General features: G+C 38.6%; 31 protein-coding genes and 6 pseudogenes. 15 read left to right on the top strand and 22 right to left on the bottom strand.

From position 1 onward, the window contains the following. The 5 genes and pseudogenes from WIW72_RS03710 to WIW72_RS03690 form a co-directional block, all read right to left on the bottom strand. Window positions 1-331: pseudogene (locus WIW72_RS03710) on the bottom strand (IS701 family transposase); the annotation flags it as partial. A 149-nt stretch (window positions 332-480) separates the two neighbouring features. Then, window positions 481-885 (bottom strand): hypothetical protein, encoded by a 405-nt coding sequence (locus WIW72_RS03705; protein ID WP_337700517.1) that lies wholly within the window; start codon window positions 883-885, stop codon window positions 481-483. Then, the gene (locus WIW72_RS03700) at window positions 866-1,420 is read right to left on the bottom strand and encodes a hypothetical protein (RefSeq protein ID WP_337700515.1); all 555 of its coding nucleotides are present in this window, start codon (window positions 1,418-1,420) and stop codon (window positions 866-868) included. The genes WIW72_RS03705 and WIW72_RS03700 overlap by 20 nt, the downstream gene beginning before the upstream one ends. 452 nt (window positions 1,421-1,872) lie before the next feature. Beyond that, window positions 1,873-2,241, bottom strand: coding sequence for an STK_08120 family protein (locus WIW72_RS03695; RefSeq protein WP_337700512.1), 369 nt, complete (start codon window positions 2,239-2,241; stop codon window positions 1,873-1,875). Between the two features lie 161 nt (window positions 2,242-2,402). Beyond that, window positions 2,403-3,047, bottom strand: a complete 645-nt coding sequence (locus WIW72_RS03690; protein WP_337700510.1) for a uracil-DNA glycosylase — start codon at window positions 3,045-3,047, stop codon at window positions 2,403-2,405. A gap of 320 nt (window positions 3,048-3,367) precedes the next feature. On the opposite strand from WIW72_RS03690, the gene WIW72_RS03685 reads away from it, so the two are divergent. The 3 genes from WIW72_RS03685 to WIW72_RS03675 all read left to right on the top strand — a co-directional run bounded on the left by WIW72_RS03685 (window position 3,368) and on the right by WIW72_RS03675 (window position 5,855). After that, the gene (locus WIW72_RS03685; protein ID WP_337700509.1) at window positions 3,368-4,957 is read left to right on the top strand and encodes a thiamine pyrophosphate-requiring protein; all 1,590 of its coding nucleotides are present in this window, start codon (window positions 3,368-3,370) and stop codon (window positions 4,955-4,957) included. 207 nt (window positions 4,958-5,164) lie between these two features. Then, window positions 5,165-5,491: a GYD domain-containing protein gene (locus WIW72_RS03680; RefSeq protein ID WP_337700507.1), complete on the top strand. Its 327-nt coding sequence runs from the start codon at window positions 5,165-5,167 to the stop codon at window positions 5,489-5,491. 199 nt (window positions 5,492-5,690) lie between these two features. Beyond that, window positions 5,691-5,855, top strand: coding sequence for a hypothetical protein (locus tag WIW72_RS03675; RefSeq protein ID WP_187146850.1), 165 nt, complete (start codon window positions 5,691-5,693; stop codon window positions 5,853-5,855). 23 nt (window positions 5,856-5,878) lie between these two features. Here the strand turns inward: WIW72_RS03675 and WIW72_RS03670 are convergent, their stop codons facing one another. Next, window positions 5,879-6,043, bottom strand: coding sequence for a hypothetical protein (locus WIW72_RS03670; RefSeq protein ID WP_337700506.1), 165 nt, complete (start codon window positions 6,041-6,043; stop codon window positions 5,879-5,881). Between the two features lie 130 nt (window positions 6,044-6,173). Here WIW72_RS03670 and WIW72_RS03665 point away from each other — a divergent pair, with 130 nt between their 5' ends. Beyond that, entirely contained in the window at window positions 6,174-7,016 is an 843-nt protein-coding gene (locus tag WIW72_RS03665; protein WP_337700504.1) for a hypothetical protein, read from the top strand. Window positions 7,017-7,123: 107 nt separating this feature from the next. Next, window positions 7,124-7,372 (top strand): sulfurtransferase TusA family protein, encoded by a 249-nt coding sequence (locus WIW72_RS03660; protein ID WP_337700502.1) that lies wholly within the window; start codon window positions 7,124-7,126, stop codon window positions 7,370-7,372. Window positions 7,373-7,379: 7 nt separating this feature from the next. On the opposite strand, the gene WIW72_RS03655 is transcribed toward WIW72_RS03660, so the two are convergent. Continuing rightward, on the bottom strand, window positions 7,380-8,087 hold the full coding sequence (locus WIW72_RS03655; protein ID WP_337700501.1) for a DUF72 domain-containing protein: 708 nt from the start codon (window positions 8,085-8,087) through the stop codon (window positions 7,380-7,382). Between the two features lie 286 nt (window positions 8,088-8,373). Between WIW72_RS03655 and WIW72_RS03650 the strand changes: the two genes are divergently transcribed. Beyond that, window positions 8,374-8,760, top strand: a complete 387-nt coding sequence (locus WIW72_RS03650; protein ID WP_337700499.1) for a hypothetical protein — start codon at window positions 8,374-8,376, stop codon at window positions 8,758-8,760. A gap of 46 nt (window positions 8,761-8,806) precedes the next feature. Here the strand turns inward: WIW72_RS03650 and WIW72_RS03645 are convergent, their stop codons facing one another. Further along, window positions 8,807-9,703 carry a hypothetical protein gene (locus WIW72_RS03645; protein WP_337700496.1) on the bottom strand — a complete coding sequence of 299 codons (897 nt, stop codon included), beginning with the start codon at window positions 9,701-9,703 and terminating at the stop codon, window positions 8,807-8,809. Between the two features lie 167 nt (window positions 9,704-9,870). On the opposite strand from WIW72_RS03645, the pseudogene WIW72_RS03640 reads away from it, so the two are divergent. Beyond that, a pseudogene (locus WIW72_RS03640) lies at window positions 9,871-10,586 on the top strand (IS1/IS1595 family N-terminal zinc-binding domain-containing protein). Between the two features lie 202 nt (window positions 10,587-10,788). On the opposite strand, the gene WIW72_RS03635 reads toward WIW72_RS03640, so the two are convergent. After that, on the bottom strand, window positions 10,789-11,277 hold the full coding sequence (locus tag WIW72_RS03635) for a hypothetical protein (RefSeq protein ID WP_337700495.1): 489 nt from the start codon (window positions 11,275-11,277) through the stop codon (window positions 10,789-10,791). Window positions 11,278-11,435: 158 nt separating this feature from the next. Here WIW72_RS03635 and WIW72_RS03630 point away from each other — a divergent pair. Continuing rightward, window positions 11,436-12,519: pseudogene (locus WIW72_RS03630) on the top strand (IS701 family transposase). Window positions 12,520-12,793: 274 nt separating this feature from the next. Here the strand turns inward: WIW72_RS03630 and WIW72_RS03625 are convergent. From WIW72_RS03625 to WIW72_RS03605, 5 genes are all read right to left on the bottom strand, one after another. Further along, a complete protein-coding gene (locus tag WIW72_RS03625; RefSeq protein ID WP_337700493.1) occupies window positions 12,794-13,267 on the bottom strand; it encodes a hypothetical protein in 474 nt (157 codons plus the stop codon). Beyond that, on the bottom strand, window positions 13,264-14,025 hold the full coding sequence (locus tag WIW72_RS03620; protein WP_337700491.1) for a hypothetical protein: 762 nt from the start codon (window positions 14,023-14,025) through the stop codon (window positions 13,264-13,266). Before WIW72_RS03620 ends, WIW72_RS03625 begins: the two co-directional genes overlap by 4 nt. Beyond that, on the bottom strand, window positions 13,994-14,857 hold the full coding sequence (locus WIW72_RS03615) for an ABC transporter ATP-binding protein (RefSeq protein ID WP_443294811.1): 864 nt from the start codon (window positions 14,855-14,857) through the stop codon (window positions 13,994-13,996). The genes WIW72_RS03620 and WIW72_RS03615 overlap by 32 nt, the downstream gene beginning before the upstream one ends. A gap of 36 nt (window positions 14,858-14,893) precedes the next feature. Continuing rightward, complete coding sequence (locus tag WIW72_RS03610) at window positions 14,894-15,475, bottom strand: hypothetical protein (RefSeq protein ID WP_337700489.1); 582 nt, start codon at window positions 15,473-15,475, stop codon at window positions 14,894-14,896. A gap of 85 nt (window positions 15,476-15,560) precedes the next feature. Next, window positions 15,561-16,568: a hypothetical protein gene (locus WIW72_RS03605; RefSeq protein WP_337700487.1), complete on the bottom strand. Its 1,008-nt coding sequence runs from the start codon at window positions 16,566-16,568 to the stop codon at window positions 15,561-15,563. Between the two features lie 155 nt (window positions 16,569-16,723). Between WIW72_RS03605 and WIW72_RS03600 the strand changes: the two genes are divergently transcribed. The 3 genes from WIW72_RS03600 to WIW72_RS03590 all read left to right on the top strand — a co-directional run bounded on the left by WIW72_RS03600 (window position 16,724) and on the right by WIW72_RS03590 (window position 19,692). Then, complete coding sequence (locus tag WIW72_RS03600; protein WP_337700485.1) at window positions 16,724-17,038, top strand: hypothetical protein; 315 nt, start codon at window positions 16,724-16,726, stop codon at window positions 17,036-17,038. Window positions 17,039-17,164: 126 nt separating this feature from the next. Then, on the top strand, window positions 17,165-17,716 hold the full coding sequence (locus WIW72_RS03595; protein WP_337700483.1) for a class I SAM-dependent methyltransferase: 552 nt from the start codon (window positions 17,165-17,167) through the stop codon (window positions 17,714-17,716). An 83-nt stretch (window positions 17,717-17,799) separates the two neighbouring features. After that, complete coding sequence (locus tag WIW72_RS03590) at window positions 17,800-19,692, top strand: 4Fe-4S binding protein (RefSeq protein ID WP_337700480.1); 1,893 nt, start codon at window positions 17,800-17,802, stop codon at window positions 19,690-19,692. Between the two features lie 25 nt (window positions 19,693-19,717). On the opposite strand, the gene WIW72_RS03585 is transcribed toward WIW72_RS03590, so the two are convergent. The 3 genes from WIW72_RS03585 to WIW72_RS03575 all read right to left on the bottom strand — a co-directional run bounded on the left by WIW72_RS03585 (window position 19,718) and on the right by WIW72_RS03575 (window position 20,878). Continuing rightward, complete coding sequence (locus WIW72_RS03585; RefSeq protein ID WP_337721231.1) at window positions 19,718-20,086, bottom strand: hypothetical protein; 369 nt, start codon at window positions 20,084-20,086, stop codon at window positions 19,718-19,720. Window positions 20,087-20,175: 89 nt separating this feature from the next. Beyond that, window positions 20,176-20,451 carry a transcription factor S4 gene (gene tfs4, locus WIW72_RS03580; RefSeq protein WP_337700477.1) on the bottom strand — a complete coding sequence of 92 codons (276 nt, stop codon included), beginning with the start codon at window positions 20,449-20,451 and terminating at the stop codon, window positions 20,176-20,178. A gap of 103 nt (window positions 20,452-20,554) precedes the next feature. Next, entirely contained in the window at window positions 20,555-20,878 is a 324-nt protein-coding gene (locus WIW72_RS03575; protein WP_337700475.1) for a DUF302 domain-containing protein, read from the bottom strand. 143 nt (window positions 20,879-21,021) lie between these two features. On the opposite strand from WIW72_RS03575, the pseudogene WIW72_RS03570 reads away from it, so the two are divergent. Then, a pseudogene (locus WIW72_RS03570) lies at window positions 21,022-21,245 on the top strand (hypothetical protein). A gap of 383 nt (window positions 21,246-21,628) precedes the next feature. Here WIW72_RS03570 and WIW72_RS03565 read toward each other — a convergent pair. Next, complete coding sequence (locus WIW72_RS03565) at window positions 21,629-22,684, bottom strand: hypothetical protein (RefSeq protein WP_337700473.1); 1,056 nt, start codon at window positions 22,682-22,684, stop codon at window positions 21,629-21,631. 69 nt (window positions 22,685-22,753) lie between these two features. Then, window positions 22,754-23,605, bottom strand: coding sequence for a DNA-methyltransferase (locus tag WIW72_RS03560; RefSeq protein ID WP_337700471.1), 852 nt, complete (start codon window positions 23,603-23,605; stop codon window positions 22,754-22,756). Window positions 23,606-23,804: 199 nt separating this feature from the next. On the opposite strand from WIW72_RS03560, the pseudogene WIW72_RS03555 reads away from it, so the two are divergent. Further along, window positions 23,805-23,992: pseudogene (locus tag WIW72_RS03555) on the top strand (hypothetical protein). Here the strand turns inward: WIW72_RS03555 and WIW72_RS03550 are convergent. The 3 genes and pseudogenes from WIW72_RS03550 to WIW72_RS03540 form a co-directional block, all read right to left on the bottom strand. After that, window positions 23,961-24,173: a hypothetical protein gene (locus WIW72_RS03550; RefSeq protein ID WP_337700554.1), complete on the bottom strand. Its 213-nt coding sequence runs from the start codon at window positions 24,171-24,173 to the stop codon at window positions 23,961-23,963. The pseudogene WIW72_RS03555 and the gene WIW72_RS03550 sit on opposite strands and share 32 nt — an antisense overlap. Further along, window positions 24,145-24,324 (bottom strand): hypothetical protein, encoded by a 180-nt coding sequence (locus WIW72_RS03545; RefSeq protein ID WP_337700470.1) that lies wholly within the window; start codon window positions 24,322-24,324, stop codon window positions 24,145-24,147. Before WIW72_RS03545 ends, WIW72_RS03550 begins: the two co-directional genes overlap by 29 nt. A gap of 8 nt (window positions 24,325-24,332) precedes the next feature. Further along, window positions 24,333-25,072: pseudogene (locus WIW72_RS03540) on the bottom strand (RNA-guided endonuclease TnpB family protein); the annotation flags it as partial. A 57-nt stretch (window positions 25,073-25,129) separates the two neighbouring features. Between WIW72_RS03540 and WIW72_RS03535 the strand changes: the two are divergent. Both WIW72_RS03535 and WIW72_RS03530 read left to right on the top strand, forming a co-directional pair. Further along, window positions 25,130-25,837 carry a hypothetical protein gene (locus WIW72_RS03535; RefSeq protein WP_337700468.1) on the top strand — a complete coding sequence of 236 codons (708 nt, stop codon included), beginning with the start codon at window positions 25,130-25,132 and terminating at the stop codon, window positions 25,835-25,837. Next, window positions 25,824-26,708, top strand: coding sequence for a hypothetical protein (locus WIW72_RS03530; RefSeq protein WP_337700466.1), 885 nt, complete (start codon window positions 25,824-25,826; stop codon window positions 26,706-26,708). The genes WIW72_RS03535 and WIW72_RS03530 overlap by 14 nt, the downstream gene beginning before the upstream one ends. The last annotated feature ends 120 nt before the right edge of the window (window positions 26,709-26,828 follow it).

Raw genomic sequence — 26,828 nt, 5'->3', positions numbered from 1 at the left:
TCACGTCCTTTCCTCTGGAGTACTCCTTGTGGTCCACGGTGTCGTCTATGATGACGACAACCTCACCCTTCACCAGCCCCGACAGGACCTTCAAGTAGTCCCTCCACGCGTCTTCGAGTTCCCCCAACGCCTCCAGCAGGTTTGCGTAGTCCAACCCGAACGTCTCAGCAGCATTCTTCACGCTGGCCCTCCCACCTAGCAGGACCATCAAGACGAGTGCCAACCCGACCTTCCTGCTCCTCCCGTTCCTCCTGATCACGCCCAGAACTTGGTTGACCGCCTTGATCAACTTCTCCTTAGCTAACTCGATTTGTCCTTTTCCGTTTGACATCTTTTCAGTATGAAGACGTCTAAAATTAAAAACTTCTCGCTAATACCGACTTCTTGGTATTACCTCCCTAAGATTCCCATAACTGCTGATACCAGAAGGACTTAAACGGCTCACAACCGGTTATTACTCTTATGTCACGAAAAAGATATTCAACATCTCTCAGAAAGATGACGATAGAAACAGTAAAGATATCCTATGAGTACGGAGGAGACGCCGAAAGAGACTTCAAAAGAGTAAAGCATTAGGGTGGCTAACAAATCGTTACGCATCAATAGAACAGTCAGTCCCGAAATCCCTGCTATTCCTATTGCGATAAGGTTAACGGAAGCTAGGAGACGTGGGAAGAGAAGACCGGTATTGTAAGCTAGCTTAAACAGAGCAAGTGACAACATACCAGTTATTACAGCAAAGGTCACGTGAAGGTAGAGGAAGCCATCTGAGAAACTGACCTTGATTTTTCCAGCATCTGCAAGAGCTCTAGCTAGACCGAGAGAGAATGTTACAACGAGTGGTAGACTCGTCAAAAGGGATAGTTTATAAACGCTCTTTAGCATACTCAACCGCCTTCACCTTTACTTCTTCTAGATCTGCTTTAGCCCTTAGGAAACGTAGATTAGTCATAACTTGAGACTTAACACTTTCGATCACTGAGAGCCAAGCTGTATCTAGCTCTTCGTTCCTTATTTTTACCTCCATTTCCCTAGCCAAAGACTTTGCTCCTAAAAGACATTCAGAATTTACTGGACATCTTCCGCACCTATACGTTTCATTTTCAGCGTTATAATAGATAAGTTTCTTGTCTTGTGTTACGAATGCTATTCCTTCTGTAACTGAGAGACCACTATATGAGGGCTTATAAGGTAACAGGACTTTAAAGGACAAAGCGTTGTCTATAAGTAAACCTAGAGCCCTTAGCTTATTCACGATAAAGTAAAAGTAACTTTTACTAATCTCGTCCCATTTCTTGTCAGAAGCTAAAACCCTTAAGTATGTCTCGTCTCCGAGTTTTACGAAGTCGTCATGATTGACAAATACCACATCATTTGTAAGAACTGGTCTATCTACATTAACAACTCGTAATAAACACATGGGTCATAATTTTTAATTATAATTAAAAATAACTGTATTCCTAATGACTTACATTAGGAGCATTAACAGAGTTAACAAGACGTCAGGATAATGGATTAACAAGTGGTGTATATATACGTAGCTTACATTTCAATTTAAATTAACTATCCTAATTATTACGCGATTTGAACTAAAGTATTATATCTATCCTTCCTTATTAATACTTAATCTAGGTATGAATGAGAGAGGCTATATAGTAGTAAATCAACATAAGAACTTGACTATTTATAGAAAAGATACTTTAAGACCGATAAAAGTTACAAAGGACTTTATTTACGGTGATATTTGTCCCTGAGTCCAAGGACAAAAACTTAGAGGAGGCATCTAGAGAGGAAATAGTCACTCCTACAGCATCTGAGTGAGAATTAAAAAGAAGAAAAAAGGAAAAGTTAAACCTTTTTAATCGTTACCCTCTAAATCTTTCTTTCTATTCTTTCTAGTGTGATAATTTCTTCAAAATTCTCTTCAAAAGTTTTTACTTTTTTCAACAGCTGCTTAGCTAAGACAATCTCAATAGGGAGATCGGCAACAAACTTTACCTTCAACCAACACTTGCTAACACTAAATTCCAATTCGCCTAATCGGGGCTTTTCGAAATCGGCGATCTCCATGACGTATTTAATACTACTACGTGACGAGAACCTTGTGGAATAAATTACTAAATTATATCGTAGAAAGAATAATCCCCTAAGTGGTATTTCAGCCTTAATTTTACCGTTTTGAGTCTCGACTTTGTCAGCTCCGAGCACGTTCTTAAAAGTGAAATGAGGGTCTGAAAGCAATCTACTACGACAGTCCCGTGGGGATTTTTTACTTGGTTTACGTACTTCACGACGCAAACTTGTGTGTTAAGTTATTATACTTATTCGACTTAAGTTATTTACATCTCAGCACATAGTATAATAAACCACTTAATTCTATCTCTAATTTGACTGCATCCTCTCTAACATTCAGCTAACTCTTTAGCTCTCCTCAAAATTTTCAACCAGTCTTCCCAGTTGAGTCTTCCAGTCCTCGTATTCTGTGCACTCACGTGATAGCTAGCTAACACCTTATATTTTCCCACTTCGATCTCTTTACCGTGCTCGAAATCAGCTTTTACTCCCAATAATATTGACACGCTATAAAACGCTATCCTACCTAAGGGGATAATGACCTTGAGATGCTTCAAAGAGTTAATTTCCTTTAGTAACCAGTTTAACGAACATTTCTTTATTTCGTCATTAGTGGGTTTATTCTTGGGAGGAACACACTTCACAGCATTAGTCACGTATACGCATTTTAGTATAAGACCATCATCACGCGAAACACTTTCCGGTTTGTTGGCGAGACCTATTTCGTAAAGTCCCCTGACTACCCATTGCCCGGATTGGTCTCCAGTGAAAGCTCTCCCAGTCCTGTTACCACCATGGGCAGCGGGGGCAAGTCCTACAATAAGGATTCTAGCGTTTGGATCACCAAAGCCTGGGACAGGTTTTGCCCAGTAATTCCATAACTTAAACCGCGGTGGAGGGACTATGGACTGAACGTAATTCATCAGTCTGGGACAGTGATTACAAGAAAAAAGAGACTCACCGACTAAGTTCATAAAAGACTTCAGGTATACAGTAAATTAAAGGTTATGGATTTTTCTTCCCTACTTTCGTCTAATGTCTCATATCCGCCAAGTGTTAAACGGCGAACCAAATAATTTTTACGTAGTGTCGTTAAAACCTAATTTTTCATATTAACTATTGCCGATGATGGTAGACGCTTGTATTCTATGACAGAATAGAAAAACCTCACTTTATTTTATTCCATAAACGCGTACCAAGATTCTCACGGTTTCGAATATAAACGTTAAAGCGTTATACTTTTTCCTCTTTTTTACACCAATCAATATATATTGTAAAAATACGATATGTAGGCATGGAAAGCGGTGCTAGAATACTCCTTTCTAAGTTAAAGGAAATGGGCGTTGACAAGATATTCATGGTCTCGGGTACTGATTATGCTGCTTTCATCGAGGAAAAAGTAAGAGACCCGTCCTTGCCCGATTTTATAGTAGTACCCCACGAGATAACAGCTGCATCAGCTGCTCTAGGTTATTCTTTAGCGGGAAAAATAGGAGTCGTTGCACTCCATACACTGCCCGGAACAGCAAACGCATTGGGTATAATCATTAACGCTTACACTTCCCGTATCCCCCTTATAGTAATAGCCGGGAGAAGCCCTTACACGGAAGATGGGAGTACAGTTAGTAGGAATTTACGTATTCATTGGACTCAGGAAGCTAGGGATCAAGGTGAAGTCGTCAGACAGTGGGTTAAGTGGGACTTCGAGATAAGGCGTGCCGAGCAGGTGGAAAAAGCCGTAAACAGGGCTTTTCAGTTAGCGTTTAGCGAACCTGCTGGGCCGGTTTACCTCATGATTCCCAGAGAGGTAAGTGTAGAAAAAACTGAGAGAAGGTACGAGAGACCTTTAGCTACTTTTTCTCCGGGTGTTAGGGAGGAGGATTTGGTCAAGGCTAAGAAGTTAATAGAGGAAAGCCGAAACCCCGTTATTGTCACATGGAGAGCTGGGAGGAAGAAAGAGTGGTTCGATAGCTTGAAGTCCTTTGCTGACGAGGTTGGTATCCCGGTTCTGAATTACGTAGGTGAAGTGGTAAATTATGAAGGTGAGATGGGAGTAGACTATTACGACCTATCTCAAGCCGACTTGGTCATAGTAGTTGAATCTGAGGTACCTTGGATCCCTAAAAAGGTGAAAGTTAAGGGAAAAGTAATAAGGGTCGACGTTGATCCCTCATATTCTTATATACCGTTTTATGGTTTCCCTTGCGACCTATGTGTACAGTCTACGGTATCAGAGTTCTTCTCTAAACTGAAGCTATCCGAAAAGAAGGAACTGAAAGAGAGGATTAAAGAACTCCATACTGAACAAGAAAAGAAGAAGGCAGAGGAGATTGAGAAGCTCAAAAAAATGAAGGTTGTTCATCCCAAGTTATTATCGTATTACGTGGGCAAGTTAGGCCTAGTCATATTTAACGAGTATCAATTTAATCCCAAATACGCACGCCTAGCTTTCGGACAATATTTCGCAGATCCAGGCTTCGGTCACTTAGGTTGGGCATTAGGGGGTGGTGTAGGTTATTCTATTGCTAGTGGAAGGAAAGTAGTAGTTACAACCGGTGATGGTGGTTTCATTTTCGGGGTTCCTGAGGCCTTTTATTACACAGTTACAACATATGGAGGTGATGTACTAGTAGTAATCTATGATAACGGGGGATGGTTAGCTAGTGCTGAGGCTGTAGACGAAGCATTTCCAGAGGGCTTAGCAAAGGCTAAAAAAATTTACCCTGGGGCAGATTTTAGAAGATATAACATAGGGGAGACTGTAAAAAGTTTTGGTGGATATTTTAAGTTAGTTGAGCGGCCTGAAGATATAGAGGATAGTTTAAATGAAGCGTTAAAATACAAGTTGTCCATAGTTCAAGTTATAGTTGAGAGAACTAGATAATAAATAATTACTTTTCTATTGTCTACGGAAATCTTGTTCTTAACTCTTTCTTTTTTAGGCATAAAAGAGTCTTCTCTCGTAGAGCGTGTAAGTTTAGTAATATTCCTTAAGTACATAAATACATTAATTCTTGTAAATACATTTATATAATTATAATTTTTAAATACTAGAAAAATATATGAGAACGTTTTTCTTAAACTATAGTTAATGACAACGTTTGTAGTGCTTTCTAACCTAACAGACAAGGGAGCTGAAACAATAGTAGACAAGCTAGAAAGAATAAAAGAGGTCAACGAAGAACTCAGCAAAGTGGGGACCAAGGTCAAGGAGCAATATGTATTATTCGGTGATTATGATTTCGTTAACATAGTTGAGGTAGATAATATAGATGCGTTCTTTAAGGCACTGGTAGAGCTGAATAGTAGAGGTACAGTTAGAACTAAAACGTACTTAGCTATGCCGGTTGAACAAGCAATCCATGGAATAAAGACAACACCGTCAGTAGGAAATCGGACTTTCATTGAGATTTCATGAATTTGTATTCAACCTCTCGTCCTCATGCCCCTTATTTCCCTCCCCATGCCGTATACGGGAGTTAAACCACTCCCTTCGAGGACAAAGGGAGCCTCATCGAACCCATCCTCCCCCTCACATTGCTCATCGAGTTCATAGTGGCACTCTTCGATTAATTTTTGTAAGTAAAGCTTATAACCTTTACTTTAAATAATCAATTGTGGTTCAAGTTACATTCCATTCAAAAATATTCTCAATGGGCCATGACAAATACGGAGACCCAAAATACGCAATATACGTTCCTAAGGGAGTTCATGAGAAGATTAAGGGCTTGTTGGAAAAGGAGGTGATAGTAATTGTCATCCTACCGGATGATGAGGAGTAGGATTATCTGTTCTAGGAAATCCTTCAAGACCTAACGTATTGATTGCTAGCAATTAGACAATTTTTAGATATAACTTGTAACTCCTTATAGTAAAATCCCATATAATTTAAGAGTGGAGTAAATAATGGAGATACAGCAACTGCTCCTTCAGCTATCATCGACAACCTAATTAAGTCTCTTCTCTTCATTTTCATCACTAAATTGACTTTGTTGTTAAAACTATCTAAATTTCGCCAACATATTTTAATTATTATATTAGAACAAATTTAAGCTAAATTTAAATACTAGTATGTATATGACTCATGTCAAGGGATAGTTATGGGTGTTTATTCACACGATGTTACAATCCAAACTTCTAAGGATAGAGTAGTAAGCTTACTGACAGATCCCTTCCTCCTCACCGGAGTCTTTGGTCATATCAACATACTACAAGTTTATGACCAAAAAGAAAGAAAATATGTGACACCTTCTTCACTTTCAGGCTTCTCGAACAAGTTCTTAGTAATATACATCTTCGGTACACCGGACACAAAGATGAACTTCTTTGAAGGGGAAATGGAAGGGCCAGTATACTCGTCAGAGGGTGTAATTTATAGAGGATGGACAAAAGACCAGAAATTTACTTGGGAAATGAAACTCCAAACCAAGGCAATAAAGCCTATGGAAACGCTTGTAAGAATAATTATGACTGCTGACTACAAAGTATCTGGTCTAGATAAAATACTAGGGAGGAGTCCTTTCGCCTTAGCTCAACATATGGTAGAAGATCACATATTACCGTACATAAAATACTATCTTAAGACCCAGAACGACATTGGAATAGAAGGTATAACACCCACAAAACTACTGGAAGAACAAGGCACATTTAGCCAAATATTACCAAAGATAACAAAGGCAAGCGTAGACGTAGAATACGGAATAGTAGTAATAAAAGGAGAAGACGTAAATGGAAGAATATTAATTAAAAACGGAAAAATTGTGAAAATAAATGTGAATTACAAAGGACGAATAATACAAGGACAGGACGCTATTCTTGAACTAGTAAGTTTACTCGATACAGTCAGAGCAACACTTTACGCAGTATATATAGATGAAGTGTTGATGACTAAACTCGAAAAATACGCACTCAGTAATACTTCTCAAGAAATCAGCCCTGAATGAATTAAAAATTAGGAGTAAATCGTTTATTTTGTATAATTTTTATCAAATCTAAACTGTTAGTTTATAAAGCGGGAATATATTTAGTTTTTTATTGAAAGTATAATTTAATGAATGAAAAAATAAAGAAAGACAAACCAGACTTAATACTTGACCTAAGAGGAGAACCTTGTCCGGAGCCCCAGATAGAGATCGTAAAAAGACTTAATCAGATGAAAGAGGGTGAAGTTATTGAGATTATAAGTGATAACGAACCAGCAGAGCTTTCAATACCAATGATCTGCGAGTCTAGAGGTTATCCGTGCGAAATAAAAAGAGATGGTAACACTTTTAGAATTAGGATCCTCAAAACTAAGTGATTTTTTATTACTTGGTAGAGAGTAACTTCTTAAATCGTAATGCATCATCAAAAGAGTAGATGTTATTGAACATTACGTACGACCCGTCGGTCACCATGTTCTTCAATACTTTGAGGTCGTCGTCGGTATACTTGTAAGAATAGTTCACTTCACCTTTTCCTTTACCGTGAAGTCTGTAGTATTTCACCGTTGTTAATGAAGTGTGCTTGAAGGGGTCTACTACGTGGATTACACCGGACTCCTCTACGACCTTCCTCAATAACTCCAGCTCACTATACCATTCTCCCCTAGGTTCCCAACCATATTTGAATTTCTTGTCAAGGATGGAGAAATAGTCTATGACAGCCCTAGCGTTACGGTCGGACGGTTTAAAGGACGCAGGAGACTGGAAAATGACTATCTTAGCGTTCAACTCCTTTGCCTCCCTTAACGTGATCTCAGTAGCTTCCTTAACTTCCTTAGTATCCTTAAACGACCCGTAATTTTTAGCATCTCCGAACTTATGTTTCATTCTCTTGTAGGTACTCGTGTTATATTCGTGAGTTATTATTTGTAGCGCCTTTATTGTGAGCTCTACATTGTTTTCTTCAGCTAACTTCCTCCATTTTTGCAATTGAATGTCACTAACAATGTCGTAAAATGTTTGTTGTACCTCTAAGGTGTCGAAATACCTGAAGTGTTTATAGGTGAAACCGCAAGTACCTACCTTAATCACGATGTAAATCTTGTAGTGGAGGTTTAAAAACCGGATTCCCTTAACACCTAATTCCTAGTTCATCCTTAACTTCATTAAGGACTTCGTCATTAAACTCACAAAGCCACTTAAGATATGGCGAAAAATAAGGGATGTATGAAAAATAAGAAATATTAGGGTATTTCTTCACGTACAATAGTTACCTCATATTTTCTAAAATTTCTCACTATAATACTTAGTCTTTCTACTTCAGTCTTCATTCTCGGTGAATAATCTTTTAAACATAGAATTAGTCTTTAATCCAATAATGTTTTTCGATAAGTTAATATCCGGTTTGGCTGGAGGAATTTTTGAATTATTTTTCTTTATAGACGACCTATCTATATTTACGGATATTTCTTATCACCTAACTCACATGTCCTCAATATTATTAGGCGTATTTCTTCACATAATAGTGGCTGTAGTTGTTTTTACAATCGGGGTAACTATTATTGAGGCGAGTGGTATAAGACCAAACAGTATACCGTCTTCGATAGTACTCGGACTACTTTTCGGTTCTTCCGTCCTATCCATTTTCAGTTTACCAATTCATTTAATCCTCCTACCTTACACGATCACATTACCGTACATAATAGCTCATCTTTCTTACGGTTTGGTGTCTTACTTAATTTATTACTCGTTACAACGCAAATAGAGGACGAGTTTATAAAACCTTTCACGTTTCAAAAACGAGGTTATGTCTACACAGTCCTCTTCATTACTCCTTTTTCTCCTTGGCTTGTAGTCTTGAAGGCTTCTCTAAAGCTCGTTATTATACTCAGTAAACCTATGAGTCCAACAGTCATTACTACCAACAGGAAGCCGACATCTATAGCGTCGAGGTTAGGAATTGAAATCCCGGTTGAGATTGCAAAGTTGTCTGTCTGCGGCAATGCTATTATCAGTGCACCGACTACCATGAACACCAACCCGCCGTAATATAACACCCTGCCTGCAGACTTCCTAGCTACATAAGTGATCTGTTCTTCGCTAGCCTTCTTAGCCCTCAATATATTTCCGAATATTGCTCCAAATATTATCTGCATGATCATCGTGCCTATACCGAACATCAAACCTGGGAGAGGAGAGTAAATAACACTAGGTAACTGCGGGGCGAGTACGAAAGTTATTATCGATGCGTAAGCACCAAAACCGAAGCCAGCAATTAAACCATGTACAACTGTCATTCTTAATGGCACATCCTTAGGGATTTCGTGACTTCCATGCTTCATTAAAGCGTCTATCGGCAAATGTAAGTACCTTCCCTTGAGGATATAAGAACCTGCTATAGCCATTACGAAACCTACGATTACGTATACTGGACCGTCTAAGTTGTACTCTTTATAAATCGCAGCTAGGCCTATATAACCGAGAGTGGTCAACAGAGCCCTTTGTGCGGTGAATCCAGCTGAGAATAGGAATCCTGCTTTCATCCCTCCCTTCGTACTGTATTTTCCTATAGCGTAACTGAAAGTTATAGGCCACGTATGTTCGTCCGGTGTAGCACCGTGTAGCATTCCCAGTATCAATGATATCAGGAGGATTTCTGAGACTGAAAGACCAGTAGAAGGATTTAAGATTTCGCTTAGTCCTATCATTTTGGGTAACCCTAAATACTCTATTTATCCCGTTGCTTTTAAATTTATCGTAAGTAAAAAACTTGAAACTAATAATTATATTTCTACATAATATTTGTTATTATTTAAGTAAAGAGTGTGGAGATAGTGTCGTCGTTAAGTTATCTATATTTGTATAACGAGTATCACTGACGGGTAGGAAGCCTGTATTTAGGCAAGACGTTTCTTGTCCCTCTTGTGGTAGTCATCACGTTGTTAAGTGTGGTAGGCCTTTGGGTAGGCAGAAGTTTTTGTGTAGGGATTGTGGTAAGTACTTCTTGGGTGATGCTAGTTATCATTCTAGGAAGTTGAGGGAGGAGGCTTTGAGAATGTATGCTAATGGTATGAGTATGAGGGCTATTTCTAGCCTTAACGTACCTCTTGGTACTGTTTTCACTTGGATTAAGCGTTATGGTAGGAAAAAGTATGAGAAGTTGGTTGAGTTGTGGGGTAGGGCTAAGGAGTTGGTCAAGGGTAAGGTTGTTGCTAAGGTTGTTGACGAGATGTGGACTTACTTCTACAAGAATACTAGGGCTTTTTACAAGTGGGTTTTCACTTGTTACGTGTACACGAAGCTGGGAGTTTACCTCATTTACTCTGTGGGGGATAGGGATGAGAGAACTTTCCTTGAGGTTAAAAAGTATTTGCCTGAAGAGGGTAGATGGGTGAGCGATGATTATAACTTGTTGAAAGACCGCACGGTTGTCTCGCCGGTTAACCCTAACGAGTCCTTTCATTCCTCATTAAGGGATAGGCTAATTAGATTCAAGAGAGCAACGAAGGCAGTAAATAGGAGCGCACCATGATGTACTCCATAGCCCTAGTCTTGTCGAAAAGAAGGTTAATCCCAGAATTTGTAGCTTAACGACGACACTATCTTTCATATTTAACAGTTTATATTAAAAGGTTTAATAGGTTTAAGGAATATTTATCATCTAGTGATATCGTGGTTACTAATCAATAGTAAATTATATCATAACTTTATAAAAAGCATTACGCAAAATAGCACCATTATATGTGCAAATCAGCTATTTGTTTCACGTTAAATCGTATATTGAACTATTATATCATACTGTTTTTTCATCTAACTTTCCTCCCATGTTTATCGAGACTTTATTACCCTTTAGAATAACTAAACCATTCTTTTCCATCACATGAAGATAATCGGCGTGTTTAGCTCCTAGTAAGTCCCTTATTTCCTCAATAGTTGCCTCTCCGCCAGACCTAATTAGAAATTTTATTATATCGTTTTCTAGCTCCTTTTCTTCCTCTTTCTTAATATTTTCCATTCTATGTTTATATTCTTGATACGTCATTTTATCCAATTTTCTGTAAACTCTGATGTGCATTTGATAAATTGTTATCATTCTATAGGCTACATCTAATGCTTCTTGATCTGTTAATCTTATTTTTTTCTCTCCTTTATCATCGCCTACTATAATAAAGAAAGCACCTTCCTTTATTTTGCCTTCCTTTACTGCAGGAGGACTTTCCCCAATTCTTATGTAAATTTTCTTTCCATCTTTTTCATGAGTTTTCCTTACTATTACTGGCATTCTAAATAGTATTTACCACTTATTATTTTAAGCTAATTGCCTTTTAACCACTTTCAATTAAATACAGCAGTTATGAGAATCTTAGGGAGGTAATACTAAGAAGTCAGTATTAGCGAGAAGTTTTTAATTTTAGACGTCGTCCCACTGAAAAGATGAAAATGTCAAACCGAAAGGGACAGGTCGAACTGGCTAAGGAGAGGCTGGTCAAGGCGGTCAACCAAGTTCTGGGCGTGGTCAGGAGGAACGGGAGGAGCAGGAAGGTCGGGTTGGCGATAGTCCTCATGACCCTGCTAGGTGGTAGGGCCAGCGTGAAGAATGCTGCTGAGACGTTCGGGTTAGACTACGCAAACCTGCTAGAGGCGTTGGGAGAGCTCCACGACGCGTGGAGGCTGGAGGTCCTATCGGGACTGGTGAAGGGTGAGGTTGCTGTAATCATAGACGACACCGTGGACCACAAGGAGTACTCCAGAGGGAAGGACGTGAGCCCCCACGGAAACTACTGGATCTACTGCCACGCCCACCGGAGGTTCGAGAGGGTCAAGCTCCTCACGGTCGCCATAGTGGACATCTCCACGGGCAGGACGTTCATGGTTTCCCCTACGCCGTGAGGAAGATGTTGGATTTGGGGATGGTCACCCAGTTCAAGACCAAGATCGACTTGGTCAGGAAGGTGTTGGACGTGCTCAAGGGGTACTTCCGCGTGTCCAAGGTAGTCTTCGACTCGTAGTACTAGTCAGAGAAGCTCGTGAAGGACAACGTGGTGTCTGAGCTCAAGTCCAACCAAGCTCAGGGTCGAGTCGGCCTGAGGGACCCTCGAGGAGGTGGAGGGACACCTCCGAGTGAGATACCCCCGGAGTCTACTACGCCGACCTGACCTTGGGAGACCGAGTGACTACAGTAAAATTGCTAGTCCGGGAATATAAAAGTGACTCCGGGACACGCGAGAAGTACCTCTACACGACCGATCTCTCGCTCGGCGAGGAGGAGATGGAGGAGGTTTGGAGGATGAGGTGGGAGATCGAGGAGCTTCACAGAGATGTCAAGGCCGTTGGACTGGAGGACTCCTCGTTCTGGAGGAGAGAGAGGCTTCAGGGTTACCTCACGATCTTCACCATGATGACCGACGTTGTCAGGGAGCTGATAGGGGAGCTGAACCTGAGGAGCGTGGAGGCGTTCCTCAGGTTCGTTGAACGTTATTTAGGTGGATCGTCGGGACTGATGAAAATCTTTAAGTTACGTTAAAGTCCCATAACTGCTGTTATTTTAATCACTTCTGAATATTACCTTGAGAAATGTTTATATAAAATTCTCAATGAATTTTCTATTGATGATCTCCCTAAATGATGACGGGCTTTGCTAACGAGGATGGGATTGATAAGAATGGATGGGAGGGTAGTGGTGTTTTCTTCTACTAGCCCCAATGAATTAAGGGTGAAGGTGTATGAGCCCTTGAGACGGGTCACGTGGTTGAATTAAAGGATAAGTTAAGCCACGGGAAACACAAACCTTTCTCACATCAACTTCCTTTTACATAAAAATGTTTATATATATCCCTCACCAACAAGACAGATCCGACAAGCGATAATATTACCCCTTGAATCAGCACTGCCTTTGGGTTGCTCACCACATAAGCCTTCGTGATCTTGAAGAACAGTGTTACGTTATAATACTGAGAGGTATTAAGTGCTTTCCCGGTCGTGGTATTGATCTCTTTCAAGACGACAAAATGGTAATCCCCACTACTTAGACAACCTGAATAGGGAGTTGTTACGGTTGTAATTGACGAGCCGTTAAGTATCAAGATTATAGCATTTACATCGCTTTTGTTCTCGACTAGGTTAACACTCACACTGGTAACGAAAGAGGGTATATTAATACCATACGAGTGAAGGAAGTTCACTGTAGTTTGCGTATTACCGCTTATGGTAGTAAGGGATAAGAAGACCATAGTCAGTCCTAATGTTAGTAAAAGTAAACCCAACCTGATCAAAACTCCATCACCCTAAACTTAAGGTAAGATATCAAGAACAACACCAGAGCTAGTATGAAGTCCACCCAGACACCCGTTATCGCATAAGGGATTACCGTGAAATAGGTCGAAGGATTGATGGAGTAAGCCAAGATTAACGGATAAACGTTCATGAAGGAGGTAATATTCAAGGAATTGTAATTTATCCCTCCTATTATTATTTCATAATTTCCAATCCCTCCGATAATGAAAATTGAGCCTAGAGTAAACATTGAGGCTAGAGTTGCCGCCCCGTTAGTCCTTAAGAGGACGGTGTAGAACAGTATCACTGATGTAGAGAAGAAATAACCGGCTGTATAAATTAATCCCATAAACAATGTGAGGTTGTTGATAAGAGATAATTCGTATAAGTACCAGAAATAAGTCCCTAACCACATGAGGTAAGGTACAATTACGTCATTGAAGTAGCTCATGAAAAAGAAAGCCCTTCTCTTTACGGGCATCATTAGGAAAGATATTATACTGCCTGAGTTCATGTGGTCTCCGAAGACGAACACTATGTTCCTTAACGCCAAAGCTACGGCTACCGTCTCTGGAATGCTTATGACTGGTATATTCGCTAAAACCAGAGCATAATTAAGGAAGTTTCCTCTTATCAGGAATGAGGGGATAAAGACGTACCCCACTAACATAGTCGGCAGGATCATCTGTAACGTCGGGTCTTTGTACCTCTCCTTAAAAAGTATTTTAAACACCTGAAAGCTTTCTGAAGACGTCATCCAGACTCACCTTCCTGACACTCAACACTTCCACATGGTTGTCGTCAAGAATGTCAATTACCTTCCTCATCTCGTTCCTGACTTTAATGTAGGGACCGTCGACTACCGGGTTAAAGTCTTTGAGTACTTGTAAAGCCCTTTCTTTGTCTCTCACGAGGATTAGAATTTCCTCACCTTTGACCATGGACTCCACATAAGAGAGTTCTCCAAGAGCCTTTATCATCCCGTCATCTATAAAGACAACATGATCAATTACTTTCTCTAATTCTGAGAGTATATGGGATGATATGAAAAAGGTGACCCCGTAATCTCGTGCAAGAGCTTTAACCATGTCGTAAAACTCTATCCTTGCTTGAGGATCTAGGTTGGCTGTAGGCTCGTCAGCTATTACTAACTCTGGGTTTTTCAATAGTGAAGCTATCAGCTGTATTTTCTGTGCTTGTCCTGATGAGAGTTGAGAGACTCTCTTTCTCATGTGGTCCTGAAGGTTGAATTCCTTAATCAGCCTAGCTAAGTCTCCGTGAAATACGCTGTTCAAGTCCTCCAGATATTCCCTAATTGTATCATTAGAAGGGTAAGGTAGCTTAGTAAAGATAACGGACACCTTTTTCCTAAGACGTGGATTATCCCACGGGTCTTCCTCCAAGACATATACCTCTCCTTTGTCCTTCCTGAGTAGTCCGGAAAGGATCTTTATAGTCGTAGTCTTTCCAGCTCCATTAGGTCCCACAAAGCCCGTAATTGAACCCTTCTTAACGGAAAAAGTGAGACCTTTTAAGACTAATTTTCCTCTAAAACTCTTGATTAACCCTCTTGCAAAAATAACGTCCACAATCCCTTTTTTAACTGTCAATTATTATAATTTTTCCTAATTTTTGAAAGAACACAAAAGCTTCTCTCTATAGTCAAGGATCTTTGAACTCACTTCCAAAAAGTCGTTAACAAGTGATGAATCAAGCTTTCGATAGCTTAATACCTCGTTTACGCTCTCCTTCAATAACACGTCCCTAGACTTCTTGTCTAATGAACGTATTATTTCCACACCTTCCTTAAAGTGATATTCATCACTCCAGAGGTTGAACCTCGTGACAGGCTTATTTATTATTTCGTAGACGTAGTAGAGGGGTTTCCAAGAGAGTAACGAGTGCCCGTGGTCTATAATATATCCGTTGTCCTCCTCGTCAGCCATTAGGTGGTCTTGTTTGAGGTCTATGTTCAGAACCCATTCCTCAAAAGGTAGAGCTTTCTTAAGCTGAGCAAGGTTTCTAATATCAGAAGGACTTATGACCTTTCTAGGCAAATACTCCATTACTAAACCCTCGTGAGTCAGACTTACCTCCAGTACTGGGAGCCCCAATATATTACCCAGTCTGGATACAAAGAGTTCGCTGAAAAGTTCATATGTTCCGTGGACTTCATCTTCCTCCTTAAACCTCTTTGTAAATTTCATCGCCTTGTAATTATCTTAATGCTTAAAAATTCACTGTCTATTAAGGACGAGTGCAGTCTAACCTACACTTCTTTTTCCCTTAAACTCACGTCCTACCTGTTATACAAGTTATCCTTTCTAGTTCCGCTTTCATCCTCACCTTGATGTCGACTTCTAAAGGCAATTGTAGGGTGTTTATCAAAGTCTTAAACCGCGAGGTTAACCAGTTGAGGTAAAGGAGTGAGTAAAACACTTTAGACTTCTCCACGTCATACAATATACTTTTTACATTATCCAAAATGCCTTTATATTCCTCACAAACGATCTTTAAACCGTATTTCTCACAAAAACCCTTAGGTTCTTCAATCATCTCTTTTAGCGGGTTCATTTTACCGCTTACTAACTCACTCAATGGAAAGACTTCTTTACATAACTTACCCCCGCATTCACCGTCAATTAGAAAGGAAGTTTTGTCCAAGACGTCTATTAAATCCTCGATTTTAAACGACAGCACTTCTTTCATAAGTCCTTCCTCACTCATTGTACTACCTTTTACATCTTCAGCCAAAAGCACGTCTATTACTTTTATTATCTCGGCATATTCCTCTTTCATTTGATCAATTTCGCTCAAAAGTTCGCATTCTCCACCTTTCGAGGAATATGGTAAATTACAAATAGAGTTTATAATATCCTCTAGAAAGGCTTCATAATTCTTGAACCTTTCATCTTCTACCCTAAGGCTTTTTAAATCCCGTAATAATCTCTGTATTTTCTCCCTGATCTCATTGATCTCTTCTTGTCTTGAAAATATGTTATGTACGTAGGTCATGCAGGTAATTTGAGATGAACATATCTTATTTAATTCCTCTCTAAAATTATAGATCTCGTTGATCTCGTCTATCATTAAAGGTGTTAAAACTTCGTGTAAGCGAATGGTGGAATCCCTCATCTGAAGGCATTCTTGAATGAGGGATTGCTTTTTCAGCTCGTCTATCTGGGTCTTGAGCAAATCCGTTTGCTTACGGTAGTAATAGATAGTCCAAACTAAAGCGGCTGTTGAGATAATTGAACTGAGACCTGAGGCTGAACTCAATATCTGGTTTAAGAGCGTCATAAGAGTAAGATCAAAATCGATCGGGAATAAGATTGACTGAACCTATTGTTTCTTCAGAAATTATTTCAAAATTACAAAATTAACCACGTCTAACAGTCCTTAAATTCACTGCTAATTATTAAAATTTTTTAATTTTCAAATCATTAATACTTTTTATGTATAAGAGAATAGAAATTAGAAAAGACGGATTAGGCTTCTGTTATCAAGGATCGTGGATAAGCATTGCCGCGACAGACGATTCGTTAATTATAGCTGAAGAAGTATCCTACGAGGTCATGATGGGAAGTCAGTTCTCGAAAATAAGATTATTGGTGAAGAACGGAAAAGTTTATGCCGAGACTCCTTTAGGGACTTCTGAACTTAAAGATCCATCACAAATCCTCGAAAACCTCAAAAAGATTAACGAGGAGGTGGTCAAAACCAAAAACATAGAATTATACGAGAAAATTAAGAAACATATCTTATACTAACTTCCACAATTTTGCGAATTAACGGGGCACGTAGACAATCCCATAATGAGTATCTTTACTTCCTTCATTGCGCGTGTCATAAAATCTTGAGAAAAAGTATTTTGAGAAAAAGAGTGTAATATAATTATGGTTCAGACTGAAACACCTGACAGACATATTCCATCATTTATCCTATCCTCCCCCTTACGCCGATTGTTTGAAAATCCTTACTCAATTTTAAGAGAGTTTATTAAAGAGGGTATGACAGTCCTTGATCACGGTTCAGGTCCAGGTTTCTACACTATTCCTATGGCGAAACTAGTTGGAGAAAAGGGGACGGTCTACGCTGTGGACTCTGACAAAAGGTCTATTGAGAAACTACAAAGAAAACTGAAGTCTCTAGGCATGAACAACGTTGTGACTTATGTTAGCAGGGACTTGAGTATTATCCCTTCGGGATCTGTCGATTTCGTGCTGTCAAAAGACGTGTTATGTTGTACGGTTTTGCATAGGGAACTGGCTATGGACATTGAAAGAGTTTTGAAGAAAGGCGGTAAAGCTTACGTCACAGTCAGACTAGGTAAAGTAGGAAAGGATCCTAGGTCTCTTTCTCCTGAGGAGTTCTTTTCCCTCTTTACAAACGTGAAAAAGAAAGGGAAGGGTAAATTCAGTGCATGGGTGATTCTGGAGAAAGAATAATAATTTCGTTATAATTCAAATAAGTTTAACAATTAAAGCAAAATTTTTATAATGTATTCATAGTAAATAATCTGTGATTACATATGAATGACGCCTTCCTACTTTCCCTGTTTATTGCATTATCGATGATCGTTGTAGTGTTTTATACCGTATATGAGGTTGAGAGATGGAAGAGTAGAAATAGAGTCTTGATCTCTCTATATTTACAAGGTATGATGTTGACTATGAACTTAGGCGGCTACCTCTACTTGGTCTACAAGTCAGCGTTCCTATTTCTAATAATAAACGGGGCTTACATGTTCTTTGCCTTATATCCTATTTTGACCTTCAAAGGAGACATAAAGAGGAAGGAAGTAATCTACATTCCGTTTTCAATCCTTATGGTAGTGTCAGAAGCGGTAATGGGGGCTCTAATTTACACGCTTCAAAGCGGTAGCCCCGCAACAATTGACCAAGCCATAAATAACGTCTGGTTTGTGGGGGTGATGGTCGCCGAGATGGTATTTACTTTAGCAATAAAGAAAGACTCAGATCCTACCCTGAGAAAATATTTGATTGCGACCCTACTATTGATGCCGTGGTTCCCTGCAGTAGCAGGGTTGTACTCGTTCTACGCTTCAGCATTTATAATGATCGCTGCTACAATAGTCATTTACGAAACGTTATACTCTCAACGCCTGAGAGCAACTCAAGATACGTTCACCGTTATAGAGCTTATGAGTATATTCGCCTTAATGATGATTGGCGAGTTTGTTTACTTCCTGATAAACTCACTGACCCTTTTCGACATATCAATGGGCATCGCGATGTTCTGGTTTATCTATAGGACTCTCTCGGGACCGAACCCCATTAAGGCAAACTACCTGAGAAACGCAAAGGTTGCATTTGCAATAATATTCACCACCTTCGTGATGGAGTATTTCATGGGTGCTGTTTTAGACTTTCTTGAAGGTGTATTTTCTCCCGGGATTCAAGGTTTCATTTCCTCATTGACCTTACCCTGGCTTAGTCCGAACACACCTTGGAACGTCTTATGGGACGGGATAGACATAGTCGGTTCTGTGTTAGGAAGCGTATGGTTCTTAATAATGATGGGAATAGAAATGGGATTCTTAGCATTTAAGAAAATGTTAGAGATGAAGGTAAGAGAAGTAAGGATTAGAATGATATTGATGATACTCGCTTACGCTATATACTCAATTTACCTACCTAATTTCTCACCTATATCTTCTCAAATGCAATTTATACCTTACATGTGGAGTATGGGAATAGGAACTCTTGGAGGTGTCACTAACGCCTTCTTGATGGCAATTATCGGTACGTATGTAATATTCGGAGTATTGAGTTTCCTTTTCGGTTCTAGAAACGTATGCGCTGTAACATGTACTGCACCTTTAATGTACCAAGGTAATTTTTATGATTCCCTCAAGGTCTACAACAGGAGTTCCAAGTTAGGGAGAAAAACACTTACGAGTAAGTCCCCTAAATGGTATAGGATCATAGGTTTATCGATATCCCTACTAGTCTTGATCGCAGCTATTATTTCCTACCTAAGCAACCAAGGGATTTTATCGTTCACAGTGGAGGGAGTGGATATAACTGTTTTGATCTACTTCATAGCCTTCGATATTGTGTGGTACATAGTATTTATATCGATACCGTTCATGGGTACTTTTGCTTGTGTAACCCAAGGTTGGTGTTACTGGGGAGTGTTCAATCAGGCTATCAGTAGAATAGGTTTATTCAGGCTGAAAGTTAGAGACCCACAAGTTTGTGTCAACTGCAAGACAGTAGACTGTGCAAACGCTTGTCCTGTAGGGATTAATGACATGAGAGGAGAGTTCATAAAGAAAGGAGAGATGAAATCAATAAAGTGTATAGGAATAGGAGAATGCGTAAATTCATGTCCTCATAAGAATATATTTTTCTACGATGTGAGACATGTAATATCTGACTTTTTGAGGAAAAAGAAGTAAAATATAGAATAATACCTTTTACCTACTACCTTTTTTGCCTATTTTTTTCCACGAGTCTGATTATAATTAAACCAGCTACTGATAGAATTACTATAAAGGTAGCTATTTCTAACGGAGTATTGTTTGATCTTGTAGATGTTGATTGTAATTGAGGAGACGTAACTAGTGACTTAGTTGTACTGTTACTCGACGTAATGATTGCTGTTGAAGAACTAACATTAGTTGTAGATGAGCTCGGGAAAGCTGTTTGCGTAGTGTTCGTAGTAACAGTTTCTGTAGTCTGTGCAGAAGTAGACGAGGTGAAAGTAGTAGAATATGTCGACGTCGTAGTTATTTGTTGCGTTTCTGAGGGCTGACTTTCTACGTAGCCGAATTGGGACAAATAGTCTAACACTGTAGTATTCTTATTTTTTTATTATTTCTTGAAGATAATTACCGCCTATGTAGACATTTTCCTTATTCTATCTACTTTTGTATTTTCAACTATTTCATATTGAATACATAACCACACGCTCTACATCTATATAGATTCCTACCTATCCTGAAGCCCACAGCATTTCCACACTTGGGGCAAAGCACTAGCGATACGTTTCCCATGATCTTTTGTCCTTCAGCAACCAACGTTCGTTCATGAGAATGGTCTAACTTATCTGTAAAGACTACTTTCTCAACTCCTTTCTCTCTGTATCCACACTTCTTACATATTGAGTATCTCCCTTTCGGGAACATCGCTGAACCGCATTTAGGGCAGAACCTCATAGAGAAAAAAGCGAAATCCTAGCATAAATATCGATCTTAGTGACGGTGTGGTATTACCCAATCGCACTTTCTAATACCTTATTAAACACTGCATCCATCTTCTTCACAACTTCCTGTTTTCTATCCCGTGCTCCTTGGCTATCTCTCTCGGCAGTTTAAAGGAAAGGAAAACCCTGCCTCCTTCCTCCCATATTAAAATCCTTAAGGGTAAATCATAGCCAACTTCTCTATTCACCTGCATTAATAGTGTCCCAGCATTGGGATTACCAAACACGATTAGCTTCGTCCTCCCCAGCTTTAGACCAACACTATCCGCGTTCTTACCGTGGTCGATAACGGAAAATATTGTCATACCTAGATTTGTTATTGCCTCGGAAAGTTTCTTTTCGCATTTTTCGAATACGTCCTTACATTCTACTTTGTGCATAATAAGTAAATGTGAATTATAGTTAAAGCGTTTTTTCCAAATCAAGATGCCGAAAACTCAACATATACGTTAACCTACTGTCTGTAACATATTTACGTAACTATTAGTTATTTTTAATTACTCCTTAATATCGTTTTGACAAGTTGTGTTTATATAGTATTACGAATAGTTTTACTGATGATTCCCCCTAACTGATGACGGGCACTGCTCACGAGGATGGGAGTGATAAAAGTGTGGATGGGAGGACAGTGGTGTTTCCCTCGGCCAGCCCCAATGAGTTAAGGGTGACTGTGTATGATCCCTTAAGAGGGGTCATGTGGCCGAATTAGAAATAATTAAAAGTAAGGAAAAGTTACGCCACGGGTAAACACTAGAAATCTGAGTATATCGTATTTCTACTTCCTTTCTTACTCTACTTTAGAATTTTAAATTAAATTTCAACTCGACATAATTCAATTTATTTGTAGATAGTCCATGTCTTGTATTGTTATATTTATTCCGTCAGATGTTAGGATGTACAAGTCACTAATTTTCTTGTAAGTAGGAAACATATATCATAAGACGTCTGTTAGTATCTTCATCAAAAATTTCAATAACGCACTTATCTTTCCATTTCTCTAATATTTCTTGGATTTCTCCTTTTTCTTCAGCTATTAAATGCGGAAAGCCATCATCACAAGAGTAGATTTTCCCTATCAAGCTTGATATGAAGCTAATAATGCAAGGAGAGTCAATCGAAAATGTAAAAAATTAGCATATGAAATCGATAAGCTCTAGGTTATTATTTATAAAATTATTTACTTTTTTATTGTTAAATAATATTTCGAAATGATTTTCTTTAGCCTCTTCTAAGAGTGATTTTAATACAGTGTAATCCTTATTGCTCATATTCACTTCCTTCTCAGTAGTAAGCCTGAGCATGGGCGTAAAATCATTTACTTTTATTTTTTCTTGTTTCTCAGAAATATAATATAAATCCTTTAGATTCGTATACAATATCATCTTTAATAATCCATCTTTAATGTCATCCTCAGAAGGTAAAGCAGAATTCTTTGTATTCTTAGCTTCGATTAAACATATTTTATTTTTCTTAGAATTAAAGAACACCTCGTCAACAGTAAAGTGATAAAATCCGCCTAAATAATTCTTTATATCTATAGTTCCTTTATTACCATAGGTTCTTTCTTTAGGTTGGCGAGTTATGCTTTCTCTATACTGCGCTTTTAAAGATAAAGTTCTAGAGAAATTCTTGAAAGCCTCTACATCAGACATGACCTTTTCTATCCTTTTACGTGCAGAGGCTAAATCATGAAATGTTACTTTTGTTTCACTTGAAATTCTCTTATATGATTCTAAAGCCATCTCTCCTATCTGTTTCAAGTTTGATAACTCATTCATGTTCCAATGTAACGCATCTGACCTATAATTGGAGAGTTCGTCAAACTTTTTCTCTAGGTATTCATAATCGAATTCCTGACTAGTTACCTTATTTTTATACTTAGGATTCTTGCTAGCTTTTACATAATAACCAATGATAACATAAACTCCTAATAAACTCATAAGGGCAACTGTATCCCATTGTATAAAATCCCTGTCTCCGTCAACTCCTTCGTCTTTCATAATAGGTATTATTGTAACTATTTTGCCCTTAGAAAACTGCAAAGTGTTATAAACTCTTGCGTAAGGATAAGATCTAGTTCTCTTGGGAGAAACCCACCAGCTAACAGCAAACTCATTACCAGATCTCTTATATACAAAAGAAGAAGAATGCTTAATACCTTCAGATAAATCGTAATAAGTTTGCAAAACTGGTAACAGGAATTTCGGCTTATATTTAATACCTTCTATTGTACCGCAAAGGTGAATCAATTTAGATCATCTATTTTGTAATTTTTCCTCAATTTTTTCCCTTAACTTAGTCCTTAATCTCTTAGCGTCTTCTCTCTCAATTACGTCTATCTGCGGTTTTCCGAAAAGTGTATTAACACCAATCCTTTCTAAGATTATATCCTTTAATTCTAAGTCTATTTCATAGCCTATCGCGTTTCTTTTCAATTCATTGGCGACTTTCAACGTGGTTCCAGTCCCAGCAAAGGGGTCTAGAACTGTATCCCCTACGTAAGAATAAAGCGTAATAATTCTCCTAGCTAGCTCTTCTGGAAACGGTGCTGTATACTTCGAATATTTATTATTAGGCAGTACGTTAGTTATTTCCCACACACTCAAATACCATTTCTCCCTTTGAAATTTATTTACATCTATTTTACTTTCTTCCTTATTCCTAGGAACAAGTTTCCCAGGCTTTTTAAACACTACTATATCTTCATAAACATTATCTGGATAATAATAAAGAGGGTAAGGATGTTGAATGAGAACCCCACTCCTCCTACTAATCCTGATATAACCTTCTGGTTTTTTCCAGATAATTCTCTCTTGATATTTAAAACCCAAGCTTTGCATTATTTTTATTAAATCTGCGACTATAGGATAAAGTTCACCGTGTATTCTAACATCTGCTGTAACGAAAACCGCGACCCTACCTTCCTCTAAGACCCTAAAAATCTCCTTGCCCACTCCATTCAACAAGCTCAAGTAATCGGCATAAGAAGGAAAAAGATCTGGAAAGTCAAAAGGTGCATTATAGTATGGAGGAGAAGTAAGTACTAAACCAACACTATTATCCTCAACTTCTTTCATATTTCTAGAGTCTCCAAATATAACTCTCATTATTGAGACTTTTGTTATAAGTTAGACTTTAAAGCTTTTGTTGTGTGAGAGGTCGAACTGTTATAGGGTTTTATGATTCAGCAAAAACGCTGAGATGAGAGATTGTAACGCTTCATCGTAACTACTCGTTAATTTTAATTACTTCTAAATATCGTTTTGACAAGTTGTGTTTATATAGTATAACAATGTGCTTTTACTGATGATCCCCCTAACTGATGACGGGCACTGCTCACGAGGATGGGAGTGATAAAAGTGTGGATGGGAGGACAGTGGTGTTTCCCTCGGCCAGCCCCAATGAGTTAAGGGTGACTGTGCATGATCCCTTAGGAGAGGTGTGTGACGGAATTAGAAGTAATTAAAAGTAAGGAAGAGTTACACCACGGGTAAACACTCCTCTTAAAGCCAAGTTGATCATAGCCTTTACAGCCTTTGAGTGAGAGTAAGCAATTCTATCTACCTTACCCACGTCCTCAAACTCAACCCTACCATTTATAGTCACGAATTGGAAGTTATCAATTGCTTCCTTAGAACCAATTAATTTACTCCTCATCATCTGGTAGGATAACAATTACTATCACCTCCTTACCGTATAATTCCTTCCCCTTCTCCTTGAGCTTTGAGGGGATAGTTATACCATATCTCTTATTCCCTCTATCGCTCCTAGTGCCACTGACTTCCTCCACGCCTTGGAAGGGCGAGGGTTCCTCCCAGGGGTTCATCGTTCCCCTCATCGGTTCGGGTTTACATCCCTCATTTGAGGGGCAGTCGAGAGGGTCAGAGACCCCTCCTGTGCAAATTAACTACAGCAATAACGTCACGGTCGTTCTCATAGCCGCAAGAACACTTAAACCAACGGTGAGAAACCTCAACCATCTTTCTACCGCATTTAGGGCAAGAGACTGATGAATAACTGGGGTTAACATACTGGACTAGAATACCTCGCTTCTTAGCTTGCCACTCAATCCAGTACTGCAAACGACGGTACTGCATCAGATATAACTTATCGAGGAACCCCTTAGGTAGTTTATCTACGTTCTTGATGAGGTTCTTAAGACTCTCCAACTTGATAACGTTAACACCGAAACCTTCAGCAATTTCGACGACCCACTTCCCCACTTTCCTAGCAAAGTCCTCCATGACCCTCCTAGCCTTTTGGTGGAAGGAGCGAATCCTATGAAGGATCCTCTTATTCTCCCTCCACCTCCTTGGGTATTTCTTCTGCAACCTTTCGGCTAAAGACTTCCAGCGGTGAACCTCATCAAGGCGAGTTGGGATCCTAACATAATGAGTATCGTCCTTCCCTACAACTACCTCAGCCATGTTAATATCTACGGCAATACTCTCCTTTGGCTCAACTTTCTCCTCCTCTTTCTCAAAAACCACCTTTAGAAAAGCCTTATCATTCCTGACCACTAACCTAGCTTCCTTCATCCTCCAACTCAAGTAGTCCTTGAGGTTTCTAGGATAGCTAGAAGAAAGTTTTTGTACTATTCTGTTGTACTATAGCATAACAGAGTGGTAACTATGTCAGCTGATCTTTCTCTTCTTTTAGAGGAATATTACAAGGTTCCAAACGAAATGAAGAATAGGAATTTTCCTGTACATCTCTTAGAGAAGATGCGAAATTATTTAGTCAAGCAATATGAGGAGAATTTGTTCGAGATATATGAGGGTATGCTAATGTTAATCCTAAATGAAGATAAAGACAATTTAAAAATACTGTTAAAAGAAGTTGAAAAAATAAAGGAGGATTTTGAATTATATAACTCTATGCTTGAAAATAATACAACCATAGGAGAATACGTTAATATGGTAATGAACGAGTTACAAAAACTTATTGACGGGTTGAAGAAAAATGAAGAGGAGTTCTACAAAGAGGTATTAAATTCTGATAACCCTAATTTCCTAATAACCACTTATTATTCGTTGTATTTACGCTTCGTAACAACAGTATACTTAAAACTACATAAGATTAACATAACCAATCCTAACATAAAAACAAAAGATTCTAGGATTAGAGATATATTCAACATCGCTAATTTCCTAGTAGGATTTTTCGGGATGCCTATACTGATATATATAAAGAAAAAAGAAGTATTCCCTTATATATCTGAGCTGAGCGGAGCATTATTACACGCACTAGTTGCCGATAGGACACCTATGCCCTCAAATGACTCCTTAGGATATCATCTTTTTTCGAAGATTCATGTGGTTAAAAATGAGTCAAAATGAAGCTTTTTTCTTAGATACCAATATTCTTATAAAATGGATATATAGAGAAATTCTGAATGAAAATCCAGCTGTTGAATACTTTATTAACTCGTTAAGTAAAGGACAATGCGTTATACTTCATATCAATTTAAGGGAATTTGAGACAATAATTTACGACGCTTATAATATAACCTCCCATGTGATTTATGCGAAGATACTATCTAAACAGGGTTGGGATAAACTAGGGGTAGAAGATAAACTACGAGTTCTTGAAGATATCAGAAAGAATTTTGAACAAATCTATGATCAGATACTAACTAAGTACTATAATGGACAGATCTTACCAGGTGGAATAAGGCAAATACTCGCAAAGAGGTTCTTTATAGAGTTAGAGGGCAAATTAATCGACTCTAATCTTGAAGCTCTTAGGAATCATATAGCTTTAAACCAAAAAACTGATGATTTAATCGACTACATATCTGGCATAGAAAATATAATCAGAAAGAACTGTACAATACTTAACAATATTAATCTACTTTTTAACGATGACATTATCAAGGAAAATCAACTAATTTACGAGGGCATTAGTAAATATATACGCAACTTAAGGTCCAAAGGATATAACAAGACGCCAAGTAGAAATGACCAGCTAGTATTTGTATACCTCTTTTTGTTATTACGTGGTAGGATTTATGATAAGATTGTTTTCATTACAGACGATAATGATTTTGAAAGAATGTATAACACAGTGTTAAATCATTTGAAGGATAATATAAACGGAAATACAGATCTTCGAGGAGACTTTAAAGAATATGCTATTGAAGCTAACGATATCTTAAGAAAATTAGTAATCAAAGGTATCAATGACTTAATCACTCAACAAAAGAGATAATTACAGCAGTTATGGGAATCTTAGGGAGGTAATACCTAGAAGTCGGTATTAGCGAGAAGTTTTTAATTTTAGACGTCGTCTCACTGAAAAGATGTCAAACCGGAAGGGACAAGTCGAACT

Source organism: Stygiolobus sp. CP859M (genome assembly GCF_037389975.1).
Lineage (GTDB): Archaea > Thermoproteota > Thermoprotei_A > Sulfolobales > Sulfolobaceae > Stygiolobus.
The sequence above is the reverse complement of the archived record's forward strand: the minus strand, read 5'-3'. Positions and strand labels throughout refer to the sequence as shown.

Excerpts from the sequence above, each read along its gene's own strand:
- WIW72_RS03705 (WP_337700517.1), bottom strand. The coding sequence starts at position 885 with ATGCTAAAGAGCGTTTATAAACTATCCCTTTTGACGAGTCTACCACTC.
- WIW72_RS03700 (WP_337700515.1), bottom strand. The coding sequence starts at position 1,420 with ATGTGTTTATTACGAGTTGTTAATGTAGATAGACCAGTTCTTACAAAT.
- WIW72_RS03690 (WP_337700510.1), bottom strand. The coding sequence starts at position 3,047 with ATGAACTTAGTCGGTGAGTCTCTTTTTTCTTGTAATCACTGTCCCAGA.
- WIW72_RS03685 (WP_337700509.1), top strand. The coding sequence starts at position 3,368 with ATGGAAAGCGGTGCTAGAATACTCCTTTCTAAGTTAAAGGAAATGGGC.
- WIW72_RS03680 (WP_337700507.1), top strand. The coding sequence starts at position 5,165 with ATGACAACGTTTGTAGTGCTTTCTAACCTAACAGACAAGGGAGCTGAA.
- WIW72_RS03670 (WP_337700506.1), bottom strand. The coding sequence starts at position 6,043 with ATGAAGAGAAGAGACTTAATTAGGTTGTCGATGATAGCTGAAGGAGCA.
- WIW72_RS03665 (WP_337700504.1), top strand. The coding sequence starts at position 6,174 with ATGGGTGTTTATTCACACGATGTTACAATCCAAACTTCTAAGGATAGA.
- WIW72_RS03660 (WP_337700502.1), top strand. The coding sequence starts at position 7,124 with ATGAATGAAAAAATAAAGAAAGACAAACCAGACTTAATACTTGACCTA.
- WIW72_RS03650 (WP_337700499.1), top strand. The coding sequence starts at position 8,374 with ATGTTTTTCGATAAGTTAATATCCGGTTTGGCTGGAGGAATTTTTGAA.
- WIW72_RS03645 (WP_337700496.1), bottom strand. The coding sequence starts at position 9,703 with ATGATAGGACTAAGCGAAATCTTAAATCCTTCTACTGGTCTTTCAGTC.
- WIW72_RS03635 (WP_337700495.1), bottom strand. The coding sequence starts at position 11,277 with ATGCCAGTAATAGTAAGGAAAACTCATGAAAAAGATGGAAAGAAAATT.
- WIW72_RS03620 (WP_337700491.1), bottom strand. The coding sequence starts at position 14,025 with ATGACGTCTTCAGAAAGCTTTCAGGTGTTTAAAATACTTTTTAAGGAG.
- WIW72_RS03610 (WP_337700489.1), bottom strand. The coding sequence starts at position 15,475 with ATGAAATTTACAAAGAGGTTTAAGGAGGAAGATGAAGTCCACGGAACA.
- WIW72_RS03605 (WP_337700487.1), bottom strand. The coding sequence starts at position 16,568 with ATGACGCTCTTAAACCAGATATTGAGTTCAGCCTCAGGTCTCAGTTCA.
- WIW72_RS03600 (WP_337700485.1), top strand. The coding sequence starts at position 16,724 with ATGTATAAGAGAATAGAAATTAGAAAAGACGGATTAGGCTTCTGTTAT.
- WIW72_RS03595 (WP_337700483.1), top strand. The coding sequence starts at position 17,165 with ATGGTTCAGACTGAAACACCTGACAGACATATTCCATCATTTATCCTA.
- WIW72_RS03590 (WP_337700480.1), top strand. The coding sequence starts at position 17,800 with ATGAATGACGCCTTCCTACTTTCCCTGTTTATTGCATTATCGATGATC.
- tfs4 (WP_337700477.1), bottom strand. The coding sequence starts at position 20,451 with ATGAGGTTCTGCCCTAAATGCGGTTCAGCGATGTTCCCGAAAGGGAGA.
- WIW72_RS03575 (WP_337700475.1), bottom strand. The coding sequence starts at position 20,878 with ATGCACAAAGTAGAATGTAAGGACGTATTCGAAAAATGCGAAAAGAAA.
- WIW72_RS03560 (WP_337700471.1), bottom strand. The coding sequence starts at position 23,605 with ATGAGAGTTATATTTGGAGACTCTAGAAATATGAAAGAAGTTGAGGAT.
- WIW72_RS03545 (WP_337700470.1), bottom strand. The coding sequence starts at position 24,324 with ATGAACCCCTGGGAGGAACCCTCGCCCTTCCAAGGCGTGGAGGAAGTC.
- WIW72_RS03535 (WP_337700468.1), top strand. The coding sequence starts at position 25,130 with ATGTCAGCTGATCTTTCTCTTCTTTTAGAGGAATATTACAAGGTTCCA.
- WIW72_RS03530 (WP_337700466.1), top strand. The coding sequence starts at position 25,824 with ATGAGTCAAAATGAAGCTTTTTTCTTAGATACCAATATTCTTATAAAA.